Origin of the sequence: Anoxybacillus tengchongensis (assembly GCF_014201585.1) — a bacterium.
In the GTDB taxonomy this organism is placed as follows: Bacteria; Bacillota; Bacilli; order Bacillales; family Anoxybacillaceae; genus Anoxybacillus; species Anoxybacillus tengchongensis.
Window position 1 is genome coordinate 297,155 of the sequence record NZ_JACHES010000002.1, and the last position, 18,859, is coordinate 316,013.

Here is an 18,859-nt window from a genome sequence, read left to right on the forward strand (position 1 = left end):
AAACATGGAAACAGTCGAATGCACCGTTGAAAATTTGTCGGTCGCGCTGTTTACTGTCAATCGTCATGCGAAAACAGCTTTAAACCCTTCTTACTTGTATTTATTAAAGAAAAAAACGATTGAAAAAATGCTCGAAGAAGGGAAAGCGAAAAAAGTTGGGCTTCATTTTTCTCGAAATCCGAAATATAGCCAGCAAAAGTCAGATGTGCTTGTGGCGATCGGTGCGTATTACTTCCACATACCTCCAACAAAAGAAGACTTCAAGCATTTGCCTCATCTCGGTACGTTGGACGATTCATATCGCAATCCTGTTGTTAAAATGCCGTTGTCTCAAGCGAAGCGATTACTACAAGCATATACAGGCATTTCACCAGAAGATGTTGAGCCGAAAACGAAACGGTATGACTGGACACGTCCGCATCGGTTCGGAAAAACGTTTCGATAAGGACAAGCCTAGTTTGAAAAGTCACAAGCATGCTTTATTATATTACACAAAAGGGCGGCCTCTTAATGAGATCGCCCTTTGTTATGTTGGATTAATTGTTCAAATTGTTCAGCAGAGAGGGGCTTGCTGAAGTAGTAGCCTTGGGCGCGGTCGCATCCTTCTCGCTGTAAAATCGCAAGCTGTTGTTCCGTTTCGACCCCCTCAGCAACAACTTTCATCTGCAAGCTGTGCGCCACTTCAATGACAGCGCGAACGATCGATAAATCGTATGAATGTTTCACCATATCTTGTACAAACGATCGGTCGATTTTAATGATGTCTACTGGCAATTTTTTTAAATAATTTAATGACGAATAGCCTGTCCCAAAATCATCGACAGCCAGTTGCAATCCTAAATTTTTTAACGACTGCAACTGAGCGAGCACATAATCGACGTGATGCATCGCCATACTTTCAGTAATTTCTAACTTTAAACAAAATGGGTCTAAATCGTACGTGTGCAACACATGTTCAATATGTTTGACTAAATCGGCTTGTAAAAACTGTTTAATGGATATATTTACACCTATTTGGACATGTGGCAGACCTTTTTTTCTCCAAACTTTACTTTGTTCACATACTTGGCGCAATACCCAGTCGCCAAGCGGCTGAATTAAGTTCGTTTCTTCGGCAATCGGAATAAACGTTGCTGGTGAAATCCAACCGCGCTTCGGGTGGAACCACCGCAATAACGCTTCAACCGCAACAATATTGCCTGTTTGAATATCGACAATCGGCTGATAGTGAACGGTAAACTCATTTTGCTTTAACGCTTTGCGAATGCTATGTTGAATGTACAATTTTTCTTCGTTCGTCTTTTTTAGTTCGTTCGTATAAAAACAATACGTATTTCCACCGTTTTCTTTCGCAATTTCAAGCGCCAAATCGGCACATGAAATGAGCGTCGTCCAATCGGTTGCATCATGAGGAAAGACGCTTACGCCAATGCTTGGCGTCACGGTTAACTCTTGGTCAGTCAGCTGAAATGGGGACGTAAATAGTTGAATGACGTCGCCGATCATGCGACGTAGTTCATTTCGATCAATCGTATAAAAAGCGAGAAAAAATTGATCGCGATGTTGTCTTGCAACGATGCTCCCTTCATAGCGCCGCAAACGCTCGGCCACTTGTTTTAATAATTCGTTTCCACACTCATAGCCAATTAAATCGTTAATAAATTTAAAACGATCTAAATTGAGCGAAAATAACGCAAACGGCTCACGTTTATTCATGCGCGCACGAAGCATGTCGCTAAATGCATCGTACGATAGCACACCTGTTAATATATCCGCATCATCGTGATCGAATAAAAAGCAGCCTGTCCAAATGAAGTGCGAATGGAACGAATATACGTGCATGTATGCAGGACGATGATCGACAACGGTTTTGCCGCGCCACGCATCGTTTGTATGTAATGTAGCCACAACTTCATGGGCGCTGTCAACAAATTGTTGGACGACTCCGTAACGACGTGACAACTGGTTCATAAACGAATCGTCCATATACACAATCGTTCCGTCTTCATTCGTAATAAAAAAAATGGCATATTGGTCAAACTGTTGCCCAACGGCCTTCCATTTCGCAAATGGAGGGTGTTGGTACAGAAACTGTTGTTCACTCATGTTGTAATCCTCGCTTTTTGTTTTCTTCCCTCCCTCTTTATTAAAACATATGGTTCAACGATTGAAAATATTTTTTCATGAAGAAATACAAATTAGTCAATTGTTCCTGTTCGTAAAATCGATACGTTCACATCGACATCGATTTGTGTATCTTGATACAATTTGTCCCATTGCTTTGGCGTCAATTGCAATTTGCGCACGGAATGGTCGTATATTTGCCCAAATCCGATCGGATCGGTTTTGTATGATTTTAATTTATGTAATACACGCTCTACTTCTTTTTTCATTTGTTTCTCAATCGCTCGTTCAAGAATGTGGACGTTATCTTTTGTAATCGGTTTTAACTTGGTTGATGTTTCTAATATTTCACTTTCTATTTCAATACTTGCTTGAAAGCGAGGAGTTGGTTTTTGCTGAACGAGTGTGATGTTTCGTTTTGTACGAATTTCATTTAAAACGATATTCACTTTTTTTCCACGCTTTTTCACGATAAGCGGTGAAATGTCATCAACGAGCAACGGGACGTCTTTAATGCCGACGTTACGTCCAGATGCTAATAACTTAATATAAAAACTTTCATCTAAACTCGCCCTTCCAACGTACCGATCGCCTTTAAATAAAGCGACATGCTGAATAATCGGCTTCCCATCGCGCAACGTTAAACATGGTAACGTCGGGTCTTTTCCTACGTCATAATAATGGGCAATAAATTCATGAAGCGTTGCCGCTAATACCGATTCTGTTTTTGCATTTTTTTCAATTAGACGATACAAATACGTTCCGATATCAGGCGTATCCTCCGTTTTTTTACTCTTGATAATATCAACAGCACTCGGATCGCCAACAGCTAAATAAACGAGCGAGCCAATATTCGCATCGCGCTGCAACGTATCTGTTAATGGATAAATTCCTTCTTTTTCTGCTAGTTCTTTTCCATATACAGCGACACGAATTTGCCCTGACCCTAAATCGTGGCTCGTTTGCGCTTCTAAATCTTGACGCACCCCTTTGCTCGTGACATCTGTCGCTTCAATGACTTCTGACATCGACGAACCGGTCGTTTGAAACGAAAGCATGACAGATGCCCCTTTATATTGTTTTCCTTCTTTATCAAACCCAGCAGCGGTAATAATGCCTTGCCGTTCTAACACGCGCGGTTGTACACAGCCAGAAAGCAATAATGTAAACATAAGTAGCCATTTCATTGTTTTTTCTCCCTCATCCATGCTTTGTATTTGACAAGCATATACAAAATAAATGGATATACGAAACTTAACCAAAAGCCGTACCATCCGACTTGATCAATAAATTCGTTAATCGTTGCCCTTCGTTTAAATAAAATGGCAACAAAAAAAGACATGGGGCCAAAAACAAAAAGCAAATATTTTTGTTTGACGTGAAAAAGCGCTTTTCCGCCGCGCGTCATCGCCCACATAAACATGAGTAAATTCGGTAAAATGACGAGAAGCCAAAGCGGAATGACGACATATTCAAATCGCTCAATAAACGGAAATTTAACGATTGTAAACATCGACAACGACGCCCAAATCGTCACTTCGAGTTGCTTCGGGCTAAAAAAGGCGATGGCGATGACGGTCACTACAGCTACGAGAAACGTCGTTAATAAAACGCCAAGTTGGGCGTAACGATGGGCGCGTTCTTTTTCTTTAACAAACGGATAAATAATGTACAATACTTCAAATCCGAGCATCGTATATGCTGTTTTTAATACGCCGTTTGCCATTTGTTTTGGGGTCGCTTCAAAAATCGGCAATAAATGAATCCATTCCGCGTATTTCAATGGTTGAAATACGACGACAACAATCCAAATCGCCATAAAAAATGTGATAAAACTGACACCTGCTACGAGACGAAATCCCCCGCCGTATAGTGCATATACGGTTAACACAACTAAAATAAGCGCCCCGCCCCAAAGCGGAAAGTCAGGATACATCCACGTTAACGCCATTTCAACATAGCCGAGCAAAATGGACGTATATGCCATTAAAAAATAAACGACAACTGCAGCATTCACCATCCAGCCAAACACACGCCCATAAACGAACGTATGAAGCGAAAAAATGTTGTCGTGCTCTGTTTGTTTTAACGTTTGACAAATGACGAAAACGACGAGATGAATCCATAAGCCGCTTAGTAACACAGCAATCCACGCATCTTGGCGCGCCTCAACGAAAATGACGCGCTGCACACCGACAATCCCAAGTCCAATTTGTACGGTATGAACGAGGAAAAAAACGAGATAAGCGTTAATCGATAGCCGTTCGCGTGGCGTTTTCATTATTCATCCAAATCCTTTCGTTTCATCGCTTCCCGCCATGAAAAGCGGCGAGAGTTTTTTGGACGGTTCGTCTTCGGACGTTCGCCATAAAATTTAATTGGCAAACGAATGAGCGAATATTTGATATCTGCAAAACGAAACGGATAAACAGGCGACAAGTACGGTCTTCCAAGCGATGTCAGCTTTAATAAATGAATAAGCAAAAGGCTCACGCCAATAAAAATACCAATAAGTCCCCAAAGCGCTGCAAGTAAAATGATTGGAAAGCGTAAAATGCGAATCGTTGCGCCCATTTCATAGCTTGGTGCCGTAAATGAGCCGAGCGCGCTTAACGCAACGATAATAATGAGGACGTTGCTCGTAAAACCCGCATCGACCGCCGCTTGTCCGAGAACGATACCGCCGACGATACCCATCGTTTGACCAACTTTTGTTGGCAAGCGTGCGCCTGCTTCGCGCAACAGCTCAATCATAAATTCAAGAAATAACGCTTCAATGACAGGAGGGAATGGTACACGTGAACGTGACTCTCCAATCGTCAACAACAAAGCAGAAGGGATGACTTCATAATGATACGTAATGACAGCGACATAAAGCGGCGATAAAAAGATAGAAGCAAAAATACCGAGCATACGAACAGCGCGCAAAATCGTGCTCATCGTCCAACGTAAATAAATATCTTCCGTCGTTTCAAAAAAGCTAAAAAACGTCGTCGGACAAACAATGACCGTCGGGCTGCGATCAACAAAAATGCCGATGCGCCCTTTCATTAAGCTATACGCTAATCGGTCAGGAAGTTCTGTTAATAAATATTGTGGAAAAATGGTGTATGCATGATCGTCTAACAGTTGAGCTAATACGGAGCTATCAATGACCTCATCAATACGCAACTCCGATAGTCGTTGTTTTACGGTTTGAACGTTCGTTTCATCCGCAATGTCTTGAATATAGACGACGCGTACTTCAAGTTTGTTGCGTTCGCCAATTTCCACTTTTTCCGTTACTAAATGTTTATCTGTAATGTTTTGACGTAAAATGCGAATATTTGTATCAATTGACTCGGTAAATGATATTTTCGGTCCTAAAACGAGCGACTCCGTTTCTGCTTTTTCAAGCGACCGTTCGACTTTTTCAGCGATGTTGACAGCAAGCACACGCTTCTCTTGTTCAATAGAAATGACCGCCCAGCCGTCACGTATAGCGGATGCCATTTCTTTTTCTGTTTCACATATACGTATTGCGCCAATCGGCAAACAACGGGCGAGCTCATCAATCGAAACATGTTTTTGTTCATGAATAAACGCTAAAACGTTTTGTTGGAGATGGTCGTGGTTAATTAAATTACTTAAAAATAAAACGTTAACGATTTTTCCTTGACATCGAATGCGCCGGCACATGAAATCTGGCGAATGGGCAAGCAGTTTCGCGACATCATCGACTCGATTTTTTTTCGTAAACCACATGATGTTGTCCCCTTTTTCTTCCGCTTCGTTTTTTACTAGTTTGTAATAACTGCCCGTTTTTATACAAAAAAGAGGAAACCTTAATTGGCTTCCTCTTTTGGCATTGGAATAAAAATTTCTCCTTGTCGTTCTTTATTTAACAACATTTGCAAAATGGTTTTTGATAGTTGGCTCGGTTGATACGGCTTTACGAAATAACTATTTGCCCCAAGCGCCATCCCTTTTTCTCGTTCTTCTAACGCAGAAGAAATAATAATTGGAATATCGGAAAGCTGTTCGTTTTGCTTTAACGCTTTTAACACGTCCCAACCAGATGCGTCGTGTTCTTCTAACATAATATCTAAAACGACCGCATCTGGTTTTTCTTTTTCAATGAGGGCAATCGCTTCTTTTCCTTCTTTCACATGTTTGACGCGAAAACCGCTATCTTTTAATTCTGCTTCTAATAACGCCGCCAAATGTTCGTCATCTTCCACAATAATGACGTGCGCATGCGCGTACTTTTCGTAATTGTCACGCTCCTCTTCTTCTGCGTTCGCAAGGGCAACGAGCGGAAGCGATACCGTAAACGTACTTCCTTTTTTCAATTCGGACGTGACGCTTACTTCCCCTTCGTGTGCTTTTACAATTTCTTTCACGATCGCAAGTCCAAGCCCTGTTCCGCCGATACGGCGACGGTCGGAGTTATCAACGCGATAAAATTTCGTAAATAAGTTTGGCAACGCTTCTTCAGGGATGCCTAATCCTTCATCTTGCACATCGATACATAAGCGGTTGCCTCGTTCGTACATTCGCACTGTAATGTTTCCGCCTTCTGGCGAATATTTAATCGCATTGCTTACTAAATTTGTAAACACTTGGGCGAGTTTATCGCGATCGCCGAGCACCGTCGTTTTATCCGTTTCTTTTTGCAAATGAAACTGATGGATTTTCGTATTTACTTTTTGCGTTTCGATCACACTTTCAATAATAGATACGATATCTTCATATTTTTTATCGTACGTCTGTTTTCCAGACTCCATTCGTTGCACGTCTAAAAAGTCGTTAATAAGCGCAGTTAACCGTTTTGCTTCTTGGTAAATGGTTGTTAAATATTTTTTTTGACGTTCTGGTTTTAATTCCTTCGTTAACATCAGTTCCGTAAAGCCGAGCACGCTTGAAAGTGGCGTGCGCAATTCATGGCTGACCGTGCTGACAAACTCTGATTTCATTTGATCGACTTCAAATTGTTTCGTAATGTCGCGATGAACAAATACCGTTCCTTGCCGTTCACCGTTGCGATATAACGGTTTGGCGTACACTTGCATCACTTTTCGTTTTTGCGGTAAATGGTACACAAACGGTTCATGTTCTTCATCGCCGTTAAAAATAATGGCTCGTAAATAATCGCATAGCTTTTTGCCCGCATCAGACTGTTCAACTAAACCACGCGCCCATTGTTCATAACTTGCTCCTTCTAGTTCAGCAATCGTCTCTTTTTGAAGCAAGGTAACCATTTGTTTATTTACCATCACGCTACGGCCGTCACGATCAACGAAATGAATCCCTTCTTGTACCGTATTTAAAATATGTTGCACCGTTTCGCGCGCCTGTTCGGACTGTTCATATAGCGCAATTTTTTGAAGTGAAATGGATATTTGTTTCGTTAAGCCGACATATTCTTGAATGTCTTCGTCTGAAAACGGTCCGCCAAAACGGCTAAATACTAAAATAGCTTGTACGTCGTTTTCATTTGATAACACAGGTAAAAAGACGTCATGCACATACATCGTTTCTTGATGATATCCTTTTTCAGACGCAGTCAGTTCCCGCTTTAACATAAACGGCTTTTTTTGTTCAAACAATCGTTGATGCAGTCCGTTATATATATACGTTAAAAACTGATGGACGCCTTCTTCTGATAAACCGAACGAGGCGTGCGTTTTTTCGTCGTTCATTAATACGATCATGCCCCGGTCCGCTTCCATCACACGCGCCATATTGCAAACGATATTTTTTAATACTTCTTGTTTATCAAGCGAATTCGATAGTCCGTTAATAAAATCGTTGCGCCGTTTTAACTCTTTTTCACGCGCTTGCATCGTCTCAAGCGCTTGTTCAAGCTCCGCTTGTTGTACTTCTAGTTCGTCTTGTTGAGCGAGCAACTCTTCGTTGTGTGCCATTAAACTTTCTTCTTTTTCTTGAATGCTTGTTAACATTTTTTTGAAAGCATTAGCTAATTTGCCGATTTCATCTTCTCGTTTAGTCGTTTCTTGCATGTCATAAACGACTTGTTCATCGTGTGCGATTTTTTCCGCCACTTTCGCAAGTTCATTAAGCGGTCTGCCGATTTTTTTCATCATGATGCGCGCAATTGTAATTAAAATAGCTAAAATCACAGCAATGAATAAAATAAACGCCGTTTGCGCCGTCGTTTGAGCATTACGTAATTGTTGAAATTCACCATCAAGTTGTTCAGTTAGTCTGTTTTTATACGTTTTCATTTGAAATTGAAATTGTTCAATGGACGCTGTACCACCATTTTCTGATAAACTCAACACTTTTTGAATGTTTCCATTTTCAAACGCTTCGATCGCTTGCGGAACGAGATTGCCAAAATAATAACTCGCAAACTGACGCGCCTTTAAAATAAATTGCGTATCATCTTTTGTCGTTGCGACGAGTTCGAGCGCATCAAGCGCCGTTTGGACATTTTCTTGTTCGCGGAAAATGCTCAATTTAAACTCTTTTCGATTAAATGCTAAATAGCCACGCGCATCGGAAAACGCTTGATTAAACGCCCGTTCGATTTCTTGGGCGTATTTCATCTTCGTTTCGATTTGATTCTTTTTTTGTTCAAACGATGTCGTTAACGACGATTGATAGACGAGCAATGATGCCGAACCGATCATAAATACGACTAAAAAACTAACGACAAGCACGATAAATTGTCTTGCTAAACTTTTTCGAAAGTAATTACGCATCTTCTCCATGTAAAATCGCCTCGATTCGTTGCACAAGTTCTAGCGGACTATACGGCTTTGCCATAAAGTAATCCGCCCCCGCCTCTAGTACGCGTTGCTTGTCGGCTTGTTGGCTTTTTGCCGACAGCATCATAATCTTTACATGTTTTTTATCGGGCATATTTCGTACTTGTTGAATGACTTCTAAGCCGGTATATATTGGCATCATATAATCAAGCAAAATTAAGTCGTAATCGTTTTGTTTAATCATTTCAAGCGCTTCTTCCCCATCGCACGCTTCATCAATGTCGTGTCCTTCATCTTCTAACGTATCAACGACAAGCATGCGCAATACTTCTTCATCTTCCGCTAATAAAATTTTTGCCATTATTGTCCCTCTCCTTCAAACTTCTTATATGTTTGTTTCACGATTTCGTATGAACGTTTTAACCGTTCGTGATACGTCGGCGCTTCCCAACGATCCCATGTGTACGTATAAAAATGTGTGGCATCTAACATATGTCCTTCTTTTTCTGGATACGAAAATCCATCTTCATATACACCGACGCGAATGCCGTCAATCGTTCGGCTGCTCGCCAACCCTTCTTGCCACATATCCCCTATCGCTTCATGCATGCTCGGGTCTTTCATATTTAACAGCGCCCATGGGATGCGAATTTCATATCCGTCTTTTTGTTTGCTGACGCTCACGTCCGTTAATGAATTGTATGCTTCATCGTTCGGATTGGCTGTGCCAAACGTCATGACGCCTGTTTCATAAAAGTCGAATGGGTATGTTTTTCCTTTAATTTGTAGTTTTTTATTTAATGTTAAGCGAATCAGATGATACACGCCGTTATTTTTTTTGTTCGCATACGGCAGACGATCGATCATATTTAAAACGTGTCCGTAATGATAATAAAACGAATCGTAATAACTATCAATCCATAATCGTCCTTCTTTTTCTCCTCGTAAATGGAGGACGAAATCGACGCCTTCTGTTTTGACATTTGGCACGTCGAGAATGGTTGATTGTCCTTGATTGTTGATCGTGTCAAATAAAAGATATACGTCTTTGTTTTGCTTTACGGTGGTATCGTAACGAATGTACACGTATCGTTCGTCGCTTGTCATATATAGCGCTCGACCGTCTTGTTGAAACGCTGGGGCGATTTGTTGAAATGCCCAATCTTCTTTTCGTCCATCGACTTTGATCATCATCGTTTCGTTTTTTGCTGGGTCAAAACTCAGTAAACCGAATTGTTGCTCGTTCGTTTGCGCATTTGACCAAAACGGACGACGGTCTGGATTGTCATAATCCATCGTGTTCCACGTTCGTTTAAACCATTCATCTTGCCATGTGAAAATAAATCCGCCTGCCATGTTTTCATGAACGATGTCTTCGAATAGTTTTTTGTTGATGATGCCTTGCTGTTGCTCGGAATGAAATCCTTGATTCATCCCGTATACGTTGCGGTGCGTCATGCCGCGCGATGATGGTACGCCAAATTCTGCGACAACGATCGGCATGCGATGAACTTGCTTCATATCGTGCAAATAACCGGCATAGTTGTTTTTCTTGCCACGATGGTCGATGTAATTGACATATTTCGGCTCATAGTTTAAAAAGTCTGGATAATACGGGTAAATGTGATACGACGCAAATAAGCCGCTATGCATAGCGTTTGTCGTATAAATGACGTTCGGGTTGACGGACACAAAATCTTCTTTTTCTAACGGTTCGCTCGGATGTGTTAACAAATCGGTCGTCACCCAGTTTGTAAAGCTCACCGGACGTTGCCAACCGTACGTTTTCGTTTCATAAGCAATCGCTTCATCCATCATGCGCGCAAGCCAAATTTCAAACGGTGAAGCCCCTTTTGTATACACGTATGTCCCTTGATAATCTGGCAAGCCGGCATGTTTCGTATTTGTTGCATAAACAACGGTCGGTTCCCACTCGACACCAAAAATCCAGCCGAGTACATACGGCGAAATATCGAAGCGATATACACCGCTTGCATGCCCCGGGCGAGCTGGGATGATTGCTTTTCCATGAACGATGTCAATCGTTCGCTTCATTTCAGCAACAAATTCCTCTGTATTGTCTTTTGCAAACGCATCGTTTGTTCGTAAAAATGTTTCTTCATTGATCCAAACGCCATGGAATAAATATAAAGGCTGTTGTACGATTTTGTTATATTCATAAAACGCTTCATAAAACGCGGGCGGATGGATCGTATACACCCGAACGGCGTTAGCATGCATCGCTCCAATTTGTTTAAACCATCGAAAATATTCTTCTTTCGTAATCGCTGTTTCACCCGGGAAATGACCCGGTTTCGCGATGCCCATATTCACTCCTTTTAACAACATATTTTCCCATTTGCCGTTTTTATAAATTTGGATATATTGCTCTCCAACTCGTCCAGCAAGTTGAATGCCGTCGTCTGTTTTCGCTACCGTTCGCTCACGTTTTTGTTTTTCGTCATCATGCACATGTTTTAAAATCGTTTTCATCATCGGGACATATGCTTTCCAATAAAACGAGACGGTGTTATTTGGATCGTGGCGCGTCGTCCATTTCCGCCATATGTCGATGCCGACCGTTTGATAAATGCTCGGCACATCCGGTTGATCGGCGTAATCGCCACAAAAATAGTACGCATCGTATTGCTTGTTGCGATGATGAACGATTGCTGGAAATGTCGTCGGCAAGCCGATCGCTTGCAATTTCTCTTTTCCGCTTTCCGATAACGAAAGCGTATATGTCGCTAACACTTCATCGTCATATAGTGGCTTAACGATATCAAACCAATAGGAATATGGAATCGAACCGTCAATCCGAAGTTCTTTTTTCCCTTTGTCCGTCGGAGTAAAAAGCACCCCTCGTTTTCCGATTTCTTTTTTATTTAAAATGACGAGCCGATCATACTCATCGACAAACACATAGCCCGGTCCGGTAAATGTATATCGTTTGTTGTATTGTTTTTCGTAGTTTTCTTTCACCCATACAGGCACTTCGTCATCTTCAAGCTTCGGAAAATAGCGGCCGATCCAGCCCGTCCATTCGACGTTTAATAACGCGTAAAATTTATTACGAACAGCTCGATCCGTTGGGCTTGCAAACGAGTTAAATTCCGCAATGAGCGTTTTGTTTCCTTCAAACATCGCATCGTGCAAGCGACTGACTTCTTGTTCTGTCAATCCGCCATACACTTTTTTCGAGCGTTTCCCTTTCTTTTTTTCTGCAGTGAAATCATTTTCATATACACCGTACGTATCCGCCACATAAATGACGTCGTACGGTTGTAACGATGCCGGCCACGGTCGTTCTTTTTTCCCGTTTGGTACAAAACCAACGTAATCTTTATTTAACTCATAGCGCTCCCCGTTTGGCTTCACATATTTTTGTTGATTTAATAGCCAAACGAGCCCTTCATGTTCGCGATACGTTTCATCTGGAACCGTTTTATTGACGATGAGCATGTTCAACGTTGTTTCAGGCTTCATTTTCCACAGCCAATACGGTGAAGAAATGGCAAGAAAAATACATACTACATATCCAATGAGCCATCGTTGTCGTTTCATCATTTCGACACACCTTTTCTTTTCATTTCTCCCCATCCTTTTCTTTTTAACAGCGCGTCAACGATTCCTTCACAGCGCCATAGCACCGTGAGCGGACGATACCATAACGTCTCTGTCAACGAATAAAAAAAGAGGCGCACAACATCGGAAACGTTGGAAAATTTTCGCACTGTCCATTCTTCTAACAACACGGCAGCCATTGAAAAAATCGAACCGTATAAAACGGAAACGAGGAATAGTAAAATCGCAAATTCTATATATATGTCGCCTAAAATGAGCGAGATGACGATGAGGATGTAACCAAGCAGTTCGACGACAGGTCCAAAAAATTCGATGAGTAAAAAGTAAGGCATGGAAACGAGCCCAATCGACCCATAGCGCGGGTTAAACCACATGCGACGATGAAGCCAAAGGCTTTCAAATAATCCGCGATGCCAACGGCGACGTTGTTTACGTAAGTCGGTCATCGACTCTGGCGCTTCCGTCCAACAAACTGGATCAGGCACGTACACAATTTTTTTATCAGCATCTGTTTCTTTTATAAGGCGATGAAGACGGACGACAAGTTCCATATCTTCTCCGACTGTATGCGCATATCCGCCAGCACGAATGACCCATTGTTTTGAAAAAACACCGAAAGCACCTGAAACAATGAGCAATAAATTGTGGCGACTTAATCCGATCCGTCCCATTAAAAAAGCGCGCAAATATTCGATCACTTGCATAACAACGAGTAGTTGACGAGAGAGGGCGATGCGAATGACTTCCCCTTTTTCAATGTCACAGCCGTTGGCGATGCGCACACTTCCCCCTGAAGCGATCACTTCTTCGTCTGAATCAATAATGGGTTTCATGACTTTTAAAAAGGCGCGGCGCTCAATGACCGAGTCGCCGTCAATCGAACAAACGTATGGATAAGATGAAAAATTAATGCCTGCGTTTAATGCATCTGCTTTTCCGCCATTTTCTTTGTCGATAACAAATAGGTGAGAAAATTTTTGTGAGCGATATACCGCACGCACACGTTTCGTTTTTAACTGCTCACGAATGACGCGCTTCATTTCAACAAGGTCAAAATCTCGTTTGAGCCGCTCAAGCGTATCGTCTGTTGACCCATCGTTAATGACAACAATTTCATATTCCGGATATTCGATGCTTAAAAGCGAGCGCACCGTTGCGAAAATGCCAGCTTCTTCATTGTAAGCAGGCACTAAAATGGAAACTGGTTTTGTATAACTGACATCGAGCATTTCTTCATACGGCTCCCATTCGTCTAACTCGTACATGCGACGCAATTGCACGAACGAGACGACGAGTAAAAACGTATAAAAAACAATGACTGCAATCATAAAGAAAAAGACAAACAGCGCCGCCAGTTCAATCATATTGTCGACCTCTTTCTAACCATTCAAGCGCCATATCGCGCGCATAGCGGTCATCTGATGTTTGGGCGATTTGTTCGAGCATCGCCAACCCGTTCGGCATGCGCAACAACGCTTCTGCTGCTTGCGATCGAACGGAAAACATCGGATCTTTTATAAGCTCTTTGATCTGTTCGATCAATTCCTCTTTTCGTACGCGCGCACATAATCGCAACGCCATCAACCGTTCTTGCCAAATTTGTGAACGTAAATGTACATCAAGTTGTTCGGTTTCAAGTGGAAACGCCATTTCAGCTAACGCTTTTAAAGCGCGAATGCGATACTCACTTTGTTCATGTTGAAGCAACGTGCGCAAAAACGATACGTGCGCTATTTTTTGCATAATGCCGATCATATCGATTAACGCATATTGTATTTTTTCGTTCCAATCAAAAAAATGATCGACCACCTTCGCAAACATTTTATCGTCCATGCGGGATAAAATGAGGCGATAGTCAAACTGTGTAAATGATTCATCGTTCGCTTTCATATATTCATATACGTGCGGATGGCGAAAAAGAGCAAACATTTTTAACAGTTGGCGCTTCTCCATCATCGTTACATGTTTTTGTTCATACATCTTTTCTAATTCGTGTAAAAGGGAACGAAGTCCAAAATCTTCGATGTAAAAAAGGGCGTTCATCCTTCTACCGAGCCGACGATGATACAATTGTTGGCGCAAGTAATTTGAAAAATAAGTTTCCGCTAATGCCGTCGCTCGTTGTTTTACATGACCGTTAGCTAAAACGCGAAGAAAATGGTCTAACAATTCCATCATCGCCACATGTTGCGCAGACGATGATGGAGGAGTGATTTGTTCGTCGCCGTATGCTAAATGACGAAACAAGATCGGCTCATACAACTGTTTATATGTCTCTACTTCTTGTTTCCATCGGTAGTCTTTTCTTTTTCGCACAATTAAATAAAGAAAAATAGTCAGTAATATGAGCGATAACGTCATGACAATCAAAGTGAACAAAACAAGCGAATGGGACATTGTCAATTCATCCTTTTTAACATATGGCGTATTCTCGCTTCAAGTTCAAGCAATTTAAACGGTTTTGTCATATAGTCGTCTGCGCCAAGCTCAAGGGCGCGGGCAATATCGTGTTCGCTTTTTCGTGCCGTTAACATAATGACTTTGTATCTTGATGAGTCTTTTTGGCTTCGCAATTGCTGTAATACTTCGAGTCCATCCATTTTCGGCATGACGCCGTCTAAAATGACGAGGCATGACTCTTTTCCATGATGCCATTCAGACGTCATAAACTGCTCGCCGTCTTTAAATGCACGTAAATCGAGCGCCACTTTTTCTTTCGCAAACATTTTTTGAACGACGTCGGTCACAATGGCGCGCACGATCGCATCGTCATCAACAATCGCTACTTTTACAGTGCGACGATACGACGCTTCTTGTTGCTTCGCAAGCACGACACAGTTTCTTCCTGTGTTTTTCGCTTTATATAATGCGGAATCGGCAAGCTCAATCCAATGACCGATCGGTTTGGACGGGTCGTTGACTTCCACAAGGCCTGTCGAAAATGTACATGAAAACGTCGTTTCTCCAGATTGAAACGTCATGCGTTCAAATTGTTCGCGCAGGCGCTCAAATACGAGAAACGCTTCGCTCGCTTCGGTCGCTGGCAATAAAACGATAAATTCTTCGCCCCCGAAACGAATCACGATATCGTGCGTACGAACGTTCGTTTTTAAAAATTGGGCAAATTGTTTTAAGACGACATCGCCAATTAAATGACCGTATTGATCGTTTACCCGTTTAAAATGGTCAATATCGAGCACCGCTAAACAAAACGGTTCATGCGTGCGGTGCCAATCGCTTTTTAATTGTTCATACGCTTGTTTTAAATATTTTCGGTTATACACATGCGTCAATTCATCTAACAAAAGCAACTCATCGATTAATTGTTTTCGCTCGAGTTGCCTATGAATGCGCACGATCAATTCATCAATGTCAAACGGCTTCGGAATAAAGTCATCCGCACCCATTTCATAGCTTTTCATGCGCGTCTCTTTTCGATCATCGATGCTAACCATAACCATCGGAACGAATTGTTGTTTTAATTTTTCTTTTAAAAATGCTAGTACTTCAAATCCTGTTTTCGTTTGCATATGAATATCGATAACAACGCAATCCGGACGAACGTCATAAAACGAAGCGACCGCTTTGACTGGATCGGCAATCGCTACGACATACCACCCGTTTTGTTCAAGATGTTCTTTCACGTACATTAAAAACGACGGATCATCATCAATGAGCAAAACGGTCGGTTCGTCGCCTTGTTTCGTTCCTTGTTCGTTTTGTGCCACTTCTCCAATTTGTTGTTCGTAACAAAGTTGAAAAAGCGGGGCGAGCCGCTCTTTCACATCTGACGCTTTCCACTTTTTCTCTTCATTTTCTCCCCACTGCTCCATTAACTTGCGCGCATAGTTTCCGATGTCGTTCATGCCGATCATCGCAGCCGTGCCCGCAATGGAGTGAAGAAGGCGATAGACGTCTTGATGGGCGATCTCATCAACGTTTTCCCATTCTTCTAACCGTTTGCGAATATTTTTTAAAAAATGTTGGCGATATTTTTCATAACGATCCATAGTGATCCCCTACTACTTATAAAATGTGTTGATCGATCATTTGGACAAGCTCGGCAATTTCAGGTTTACTTACTTGTGCTGTCGCTCCGACGCGCTCTCCTTTATGACGAAGGTCGTCTGTAATTAAAGAGGAGAAAATGATAACTGGCAAATGTTTTAATTTTTCATCTTCTCGAATACGTTTCGTTAAATGATGGCCGTCCATTTGTGGCATTTCAATATCGGTAATGACTAACTGTACTTCGCTTTCAACCGGCTTTCCTTTTTGAACGATCGATTGTAAATAGTTGAACGCATCTTCGCCGTTTTCAAAAAACTCGACGTATACATATCCCGCTTCAGCGAGCGTATCGTGAAGTAGTTTACGTAATAGCGGTGAATCTTCCGCAACGATCAACTTTTTATTCGAACGATCGCGCTTACCTAATTTTTTCACGCGTTCGACGTTAATTCCAGATTGTGGATTAATGTCTACAACGATTTTTTCAAAGTCGAGAAGTAAAATCATATTTCCGTTTAACTTCACAACACCGATAATTTGACTTTCTAATCCTTGATACATTTGCGACGGTTTTTCAATTTGTTTCCATGATATGCGATGAATTTGCGTGACGTTATGGACGTGAAACACAACTTTTTGTTGATTAAACTGTGCGACAATATATTTATCTTGCGCTGGATTGTTCGATGGCCCAAAGCCGAGCGCTTTCGCTAAGTCGATGAGCGGAAGCACCTCGCCGCGCAATTCAATAATCCCTTCAATGTACGGATGCGCATGCGGCACTTTCGTTGGCGCAATCGGTTGAATAATTTCTTTCACTTTAATGACGTTAATGGCAAATCGGTTGTCCCCAATTAAAAATTCGACAATTTCTAGTTCATTCGTTCCACTTTCTAATAAAATTCCGTTTTTATTTTCCATAAAAAAAACCTCCATCGACATCATTTACTGCTTATTTTATCATACTTCTTTTATGCGACGGAAAAAAATTTTAGTATAAAAACTCGCTCACTTTTCGATTGGCGACGTTTGTGTCGATCGCGCAACGGTCCGCATCGCGTCCGTATTGCCATATCCAAACGTTCGCGCGGCAGTTTGGTACGTTAGGGCGATACGTTGGCGCTTTTGTTGCTGGTGTTGTCCCTGGGCGCGGATAAGAGCTCCATATAATCGTTTGTTGTGCCACACGTTCATCGTTTTTTACCGCTTCACAATATGCTTCACCGAATGCGCCTTTCGTTGGATTTGCATAAATACCCGGACGATATCCGCTCGGATAAAACGTATCGACCCACGCGCGAATCCATGCGGCATCGACTTGAAATTCATCTTCAATATTCGCAAAAATAACTTTGTTTTTCGGAATACCTAGTCTGCGCGCATGAAAAATCGCATTTCTTGCTGCTGTCCTTCCTTTTTCGTATTGTGTCGCCTCGCGAAATGCATTGTAAATCGGTGCAATTTGTATCCCGTTTCTACGAAGGAAAGCGATTTCTTCTTTTGTCAACCCGTCCGATACGTTCGGCACTGTCGTCACATATCTTCCCCAAAATTTCGGAAAACCATATTCCCGTCTCACACATGCAAGCAACGCTTCCGTCACTTTTGCAGCTGAATCAACGCCCCACATGCACCATTCCCCCTTTTTATGTGTCTTTCCATATATATGCGAATGATACATGTCTAAACAAAACTTTCAGTCTATGAAAATAATACTTTATTCCTAGGTAAATTTCACTATAATAAAAATAGATAATCATCGCGGAGGATGTATGATGAAACGAGAGCGACAAAAAAAGCAAACGAGACTATTACTGCAACAAACGGCACTTCAATTGTTTCAAAAACAAGGATACGATGAAACGACCGTTTTGCAAATTACAAACGAAGCAGGCGTCGCAAAAGGGACGTTTTTTAATTATTTCCGCACGAAAGAAGACGTATTGCAAAGTGTATTTTTTTCGTCTGTCGAGCGTGTATATGAAAAAATGAAAAACAATGAACATGAGCATTGGCGTGAACGAATGGAGCGACTGTTTTATGAACTGACAATGATGCATGAGCAGCTTGGACGTAAAGTGACGAAATCGGTTTTACATATATATACTTCTAAACAAACGTTTCCATTTACCCCTTTGCTTCATATGCTTGTACATTTGTTTGAGGAAGGAAAACGATGTGGCGATATTCGAACGAGACACTCGTCTTCATCGCTTGCTTTAATGGCAGTCCAATTATACGTTGGCGCATTACAGTTATGGATTTTTTCACATATTACGGAGCCGTTGCCGACGTTTCTCCATGAGACGTTACATGTATTTCTTTCTTATATAATCGAGTAGGAGGAGGTGATTAACCTCCGTCCTCTCACACCACCGTACGTACGGTTCCGTATACGGCGGTTCAATCAAGATCAATGACGCAAG

At 41.8% G+C, this 18,859-nt stretch carries 14 protein-coding genes; 2 read left to right on the top strand and 12 right to left on the bottom strand.

Translation table 11 applies throughout. The annotated features are described in order from the left end of the window. Positions 1 to 4 precede the first annotated feature (4 nt). Positions 5 to 445, top strand: coding sequence for a YkyB family protein (locus tag HNQ82_RS03900; RefSeq protein ID WP_032100571.1), 441 nt, complete (start codon positions 5 to 7; stop codon positions 443 to 445). Positions 446 to 507: 62 nt separating this feature from the next. Here the strand turns inward: HNQ82_RS03900 and HNQ82_RS03905 are convergent, their stop codons facing one another. From HNQ82_RS03905 to HNQ82_RS03960, 12 genes are all read right to left on the bottom strand, one after another. Then, positions 508 to 2,106: a putative bifunctional diguanylate cyclase/phosphodiesterase gene (locus HNQ82_RS03905; protein WP_183247286.1), complete on the bottom strand. Its 1,599-nt coding sequence runs from the start codon at positions 2,104 to 2,106 to the stop codon at positions 508 to 510. Between the two features lie 92 nt (positions 2,107 to 2,198). After that, positions 2,199 to 3,311 (bottom strand): Ger(x)C family spore germination protein, encoded by a 1,113-nt coding sequence (locus tag HNQ82_RS03910; RefSeq protein ID WP_183247288.1) that lies wholly within the window; start codon positions 3,309 to 3,311, stop codon positions 2,199 to 2,201. After that, positions 3,308 to 4,405: a GerAB/ArcD/ProY family transporter gene (locus tag HNQ82_RS03915; RefSeq protein WP_221261005.1), complete on the bottom strand. Its 1,098-nt coding sequence runs from the start codon at positions 4,403 to 4,405 to the stop codon at positions 3,308 to 3,310. The genes HNQ82_RS03910 and HNQ82_RS03915 overlap by 4 nt, the downstream gene beginning before the upstream one ends. Further along, positions 4,405 to 5,868, bottom strand: a complete 1,464-nt coding sequence (locus HNQ82_RS03920) for a spore germination protein (RefSeq protein WP_183247290.1) — start codon at positions 5,866 to 5,868, stop codon at positions 4,405 to 4,407. The genes HNQ82_RS03915 and HNQ82_RS03920 overlap by 1 nt, the downstream gene beginning before the upstream one ends. 80 nt (positions 5,869 to 5,948) lie before the next feature. Beyond that, positions 5,949 to 8,840 carry an ATP-binding protein gene (locus HNQ82_RS03925; RefSeq protein WP_183247292.1) on the bottom strand — a complete coding sequence of 964 codons (2,892 nt, stop codon included), beginning with the start codon at positions 8,838 to 8,840 and terminating at the stop codon, positions 5,949 to 5,951. Further along, positions 8,824 to 9,198, bottom strand: coding sequence for a response regulator transcription factor (locus HNQ82_RS03930; RefSeq protein WP_183247294.1), 375 nt, complete (start codon positions 9,196 to 9,198; stop codon positions 8,824 to 8,826). Before HNQ82_RS03930 ends, HNQ82_RS03925 begins: the two co-directional genes overlap by 17 nt. Next, positions 9,198 to 12,404, bottom strand: coding sequence for a hypothetical protein (locus tag HNQ82_RS03935; RefSeq protein ID WP_183247296.1), 3,207 nt, complete (start codon positions 12,402 to 12,404; stop codon positions 9,198 to 9,200). The genes HNQ82_RS03930 and HNQ82_RS03935 overlap by 1 nt, the downstream gene beginning before the upstream one ends. Then, the gene (locus tag HNQ82_RS03940) at positions 12,401 to 13,786 is read right to left on the bottom strand and encodes a glycosyltransferase family 2 protein (RefSeq protein ID WP_183247297.1); all 1,386 of its coding nucleotides are present in this window, start codon (positions 13,784 to 13,786) and stop codon (positions 12,401 to 12,403) included. Before HNQ82_RS03940 ends, HNQ82_RS03935 begins: the two co-directional genes overlap by 4 nt. After that, positions 13,779 to 14,819 carry a HEAT repeat domain-containing protein gene (locus HNQ82_RS03945; RefSeq protein ID WP_183247299.1) on the bottom strand — a complete coding sequence of 347 codons (1,041 nt, stop codon included), beginning with the start codon at positions 14,817 to 14,819 and terminating at the stop codon, positions 13,779 to 13,781. Before HNQ82_RS03945 ends, HNQ82_RS03940 begins: the two co-directional genes overlap by 8 nt. A gap of 2 nt (positions 14,820 to 14,821) precedes the next feature. Continuing rightward, positions 14,822 to 16,432, bottom strand: a complete 1,611-nt coding sequence (locus HNQ82_RS03950) for a diguanylate cyclase (protein WP_183247301.1) — start codon at positions 16,430 to 16,432, stop codon at positions 14,822 to 14,824. Positions 16,433 to 16,448: 16 nt separating this feature from the next. Further along, positions 16,449 to 17,354 carry a chemotaxis protein gene (locus HNQ82_RS03955; protein ID WP_183247303.1) on the bottom strand — a complete coding sequence of 302 codons (906 nt, stop codon included), beginning with the start codon at positions 17,352 to 17,354 and terminating at the stop codon, positions 16,449 to 16,451. 70 nt (positions 17,355 to 17,424) lie between these two features. Then, on the bottom strand, positions 17,425 to 18,063 hold the full coding sequence (locus HNQ82_RS03960) for a glycoside hydrolase domain-containing protein (protein WP_183247305.1): 639 nt from the start codon (positions 18,061 to 18,063) through the stop codon (positions 17,425 to 17,427). Between the two features lie 145 nt (positions 18,064 to 18,208). Between HNQ82_RS03960 and HNQ82_RS03965 the strand changes: the two genes are divergently transcribed. After that, positions 18,209 to 18,775: a TetR/AcrR family transcriptional regulator gene (locus HNQ82_RS03965; RefSeq protein WP_183247307.1), complete on the top strand. Its 567-nt coding sequence runs from the start codon at positions 18,209 to 18,211 to the stop codon at positions 18,773 to 18,775. Positions 18,776 to 18,859: the final 84 nt, after the last annotated feature.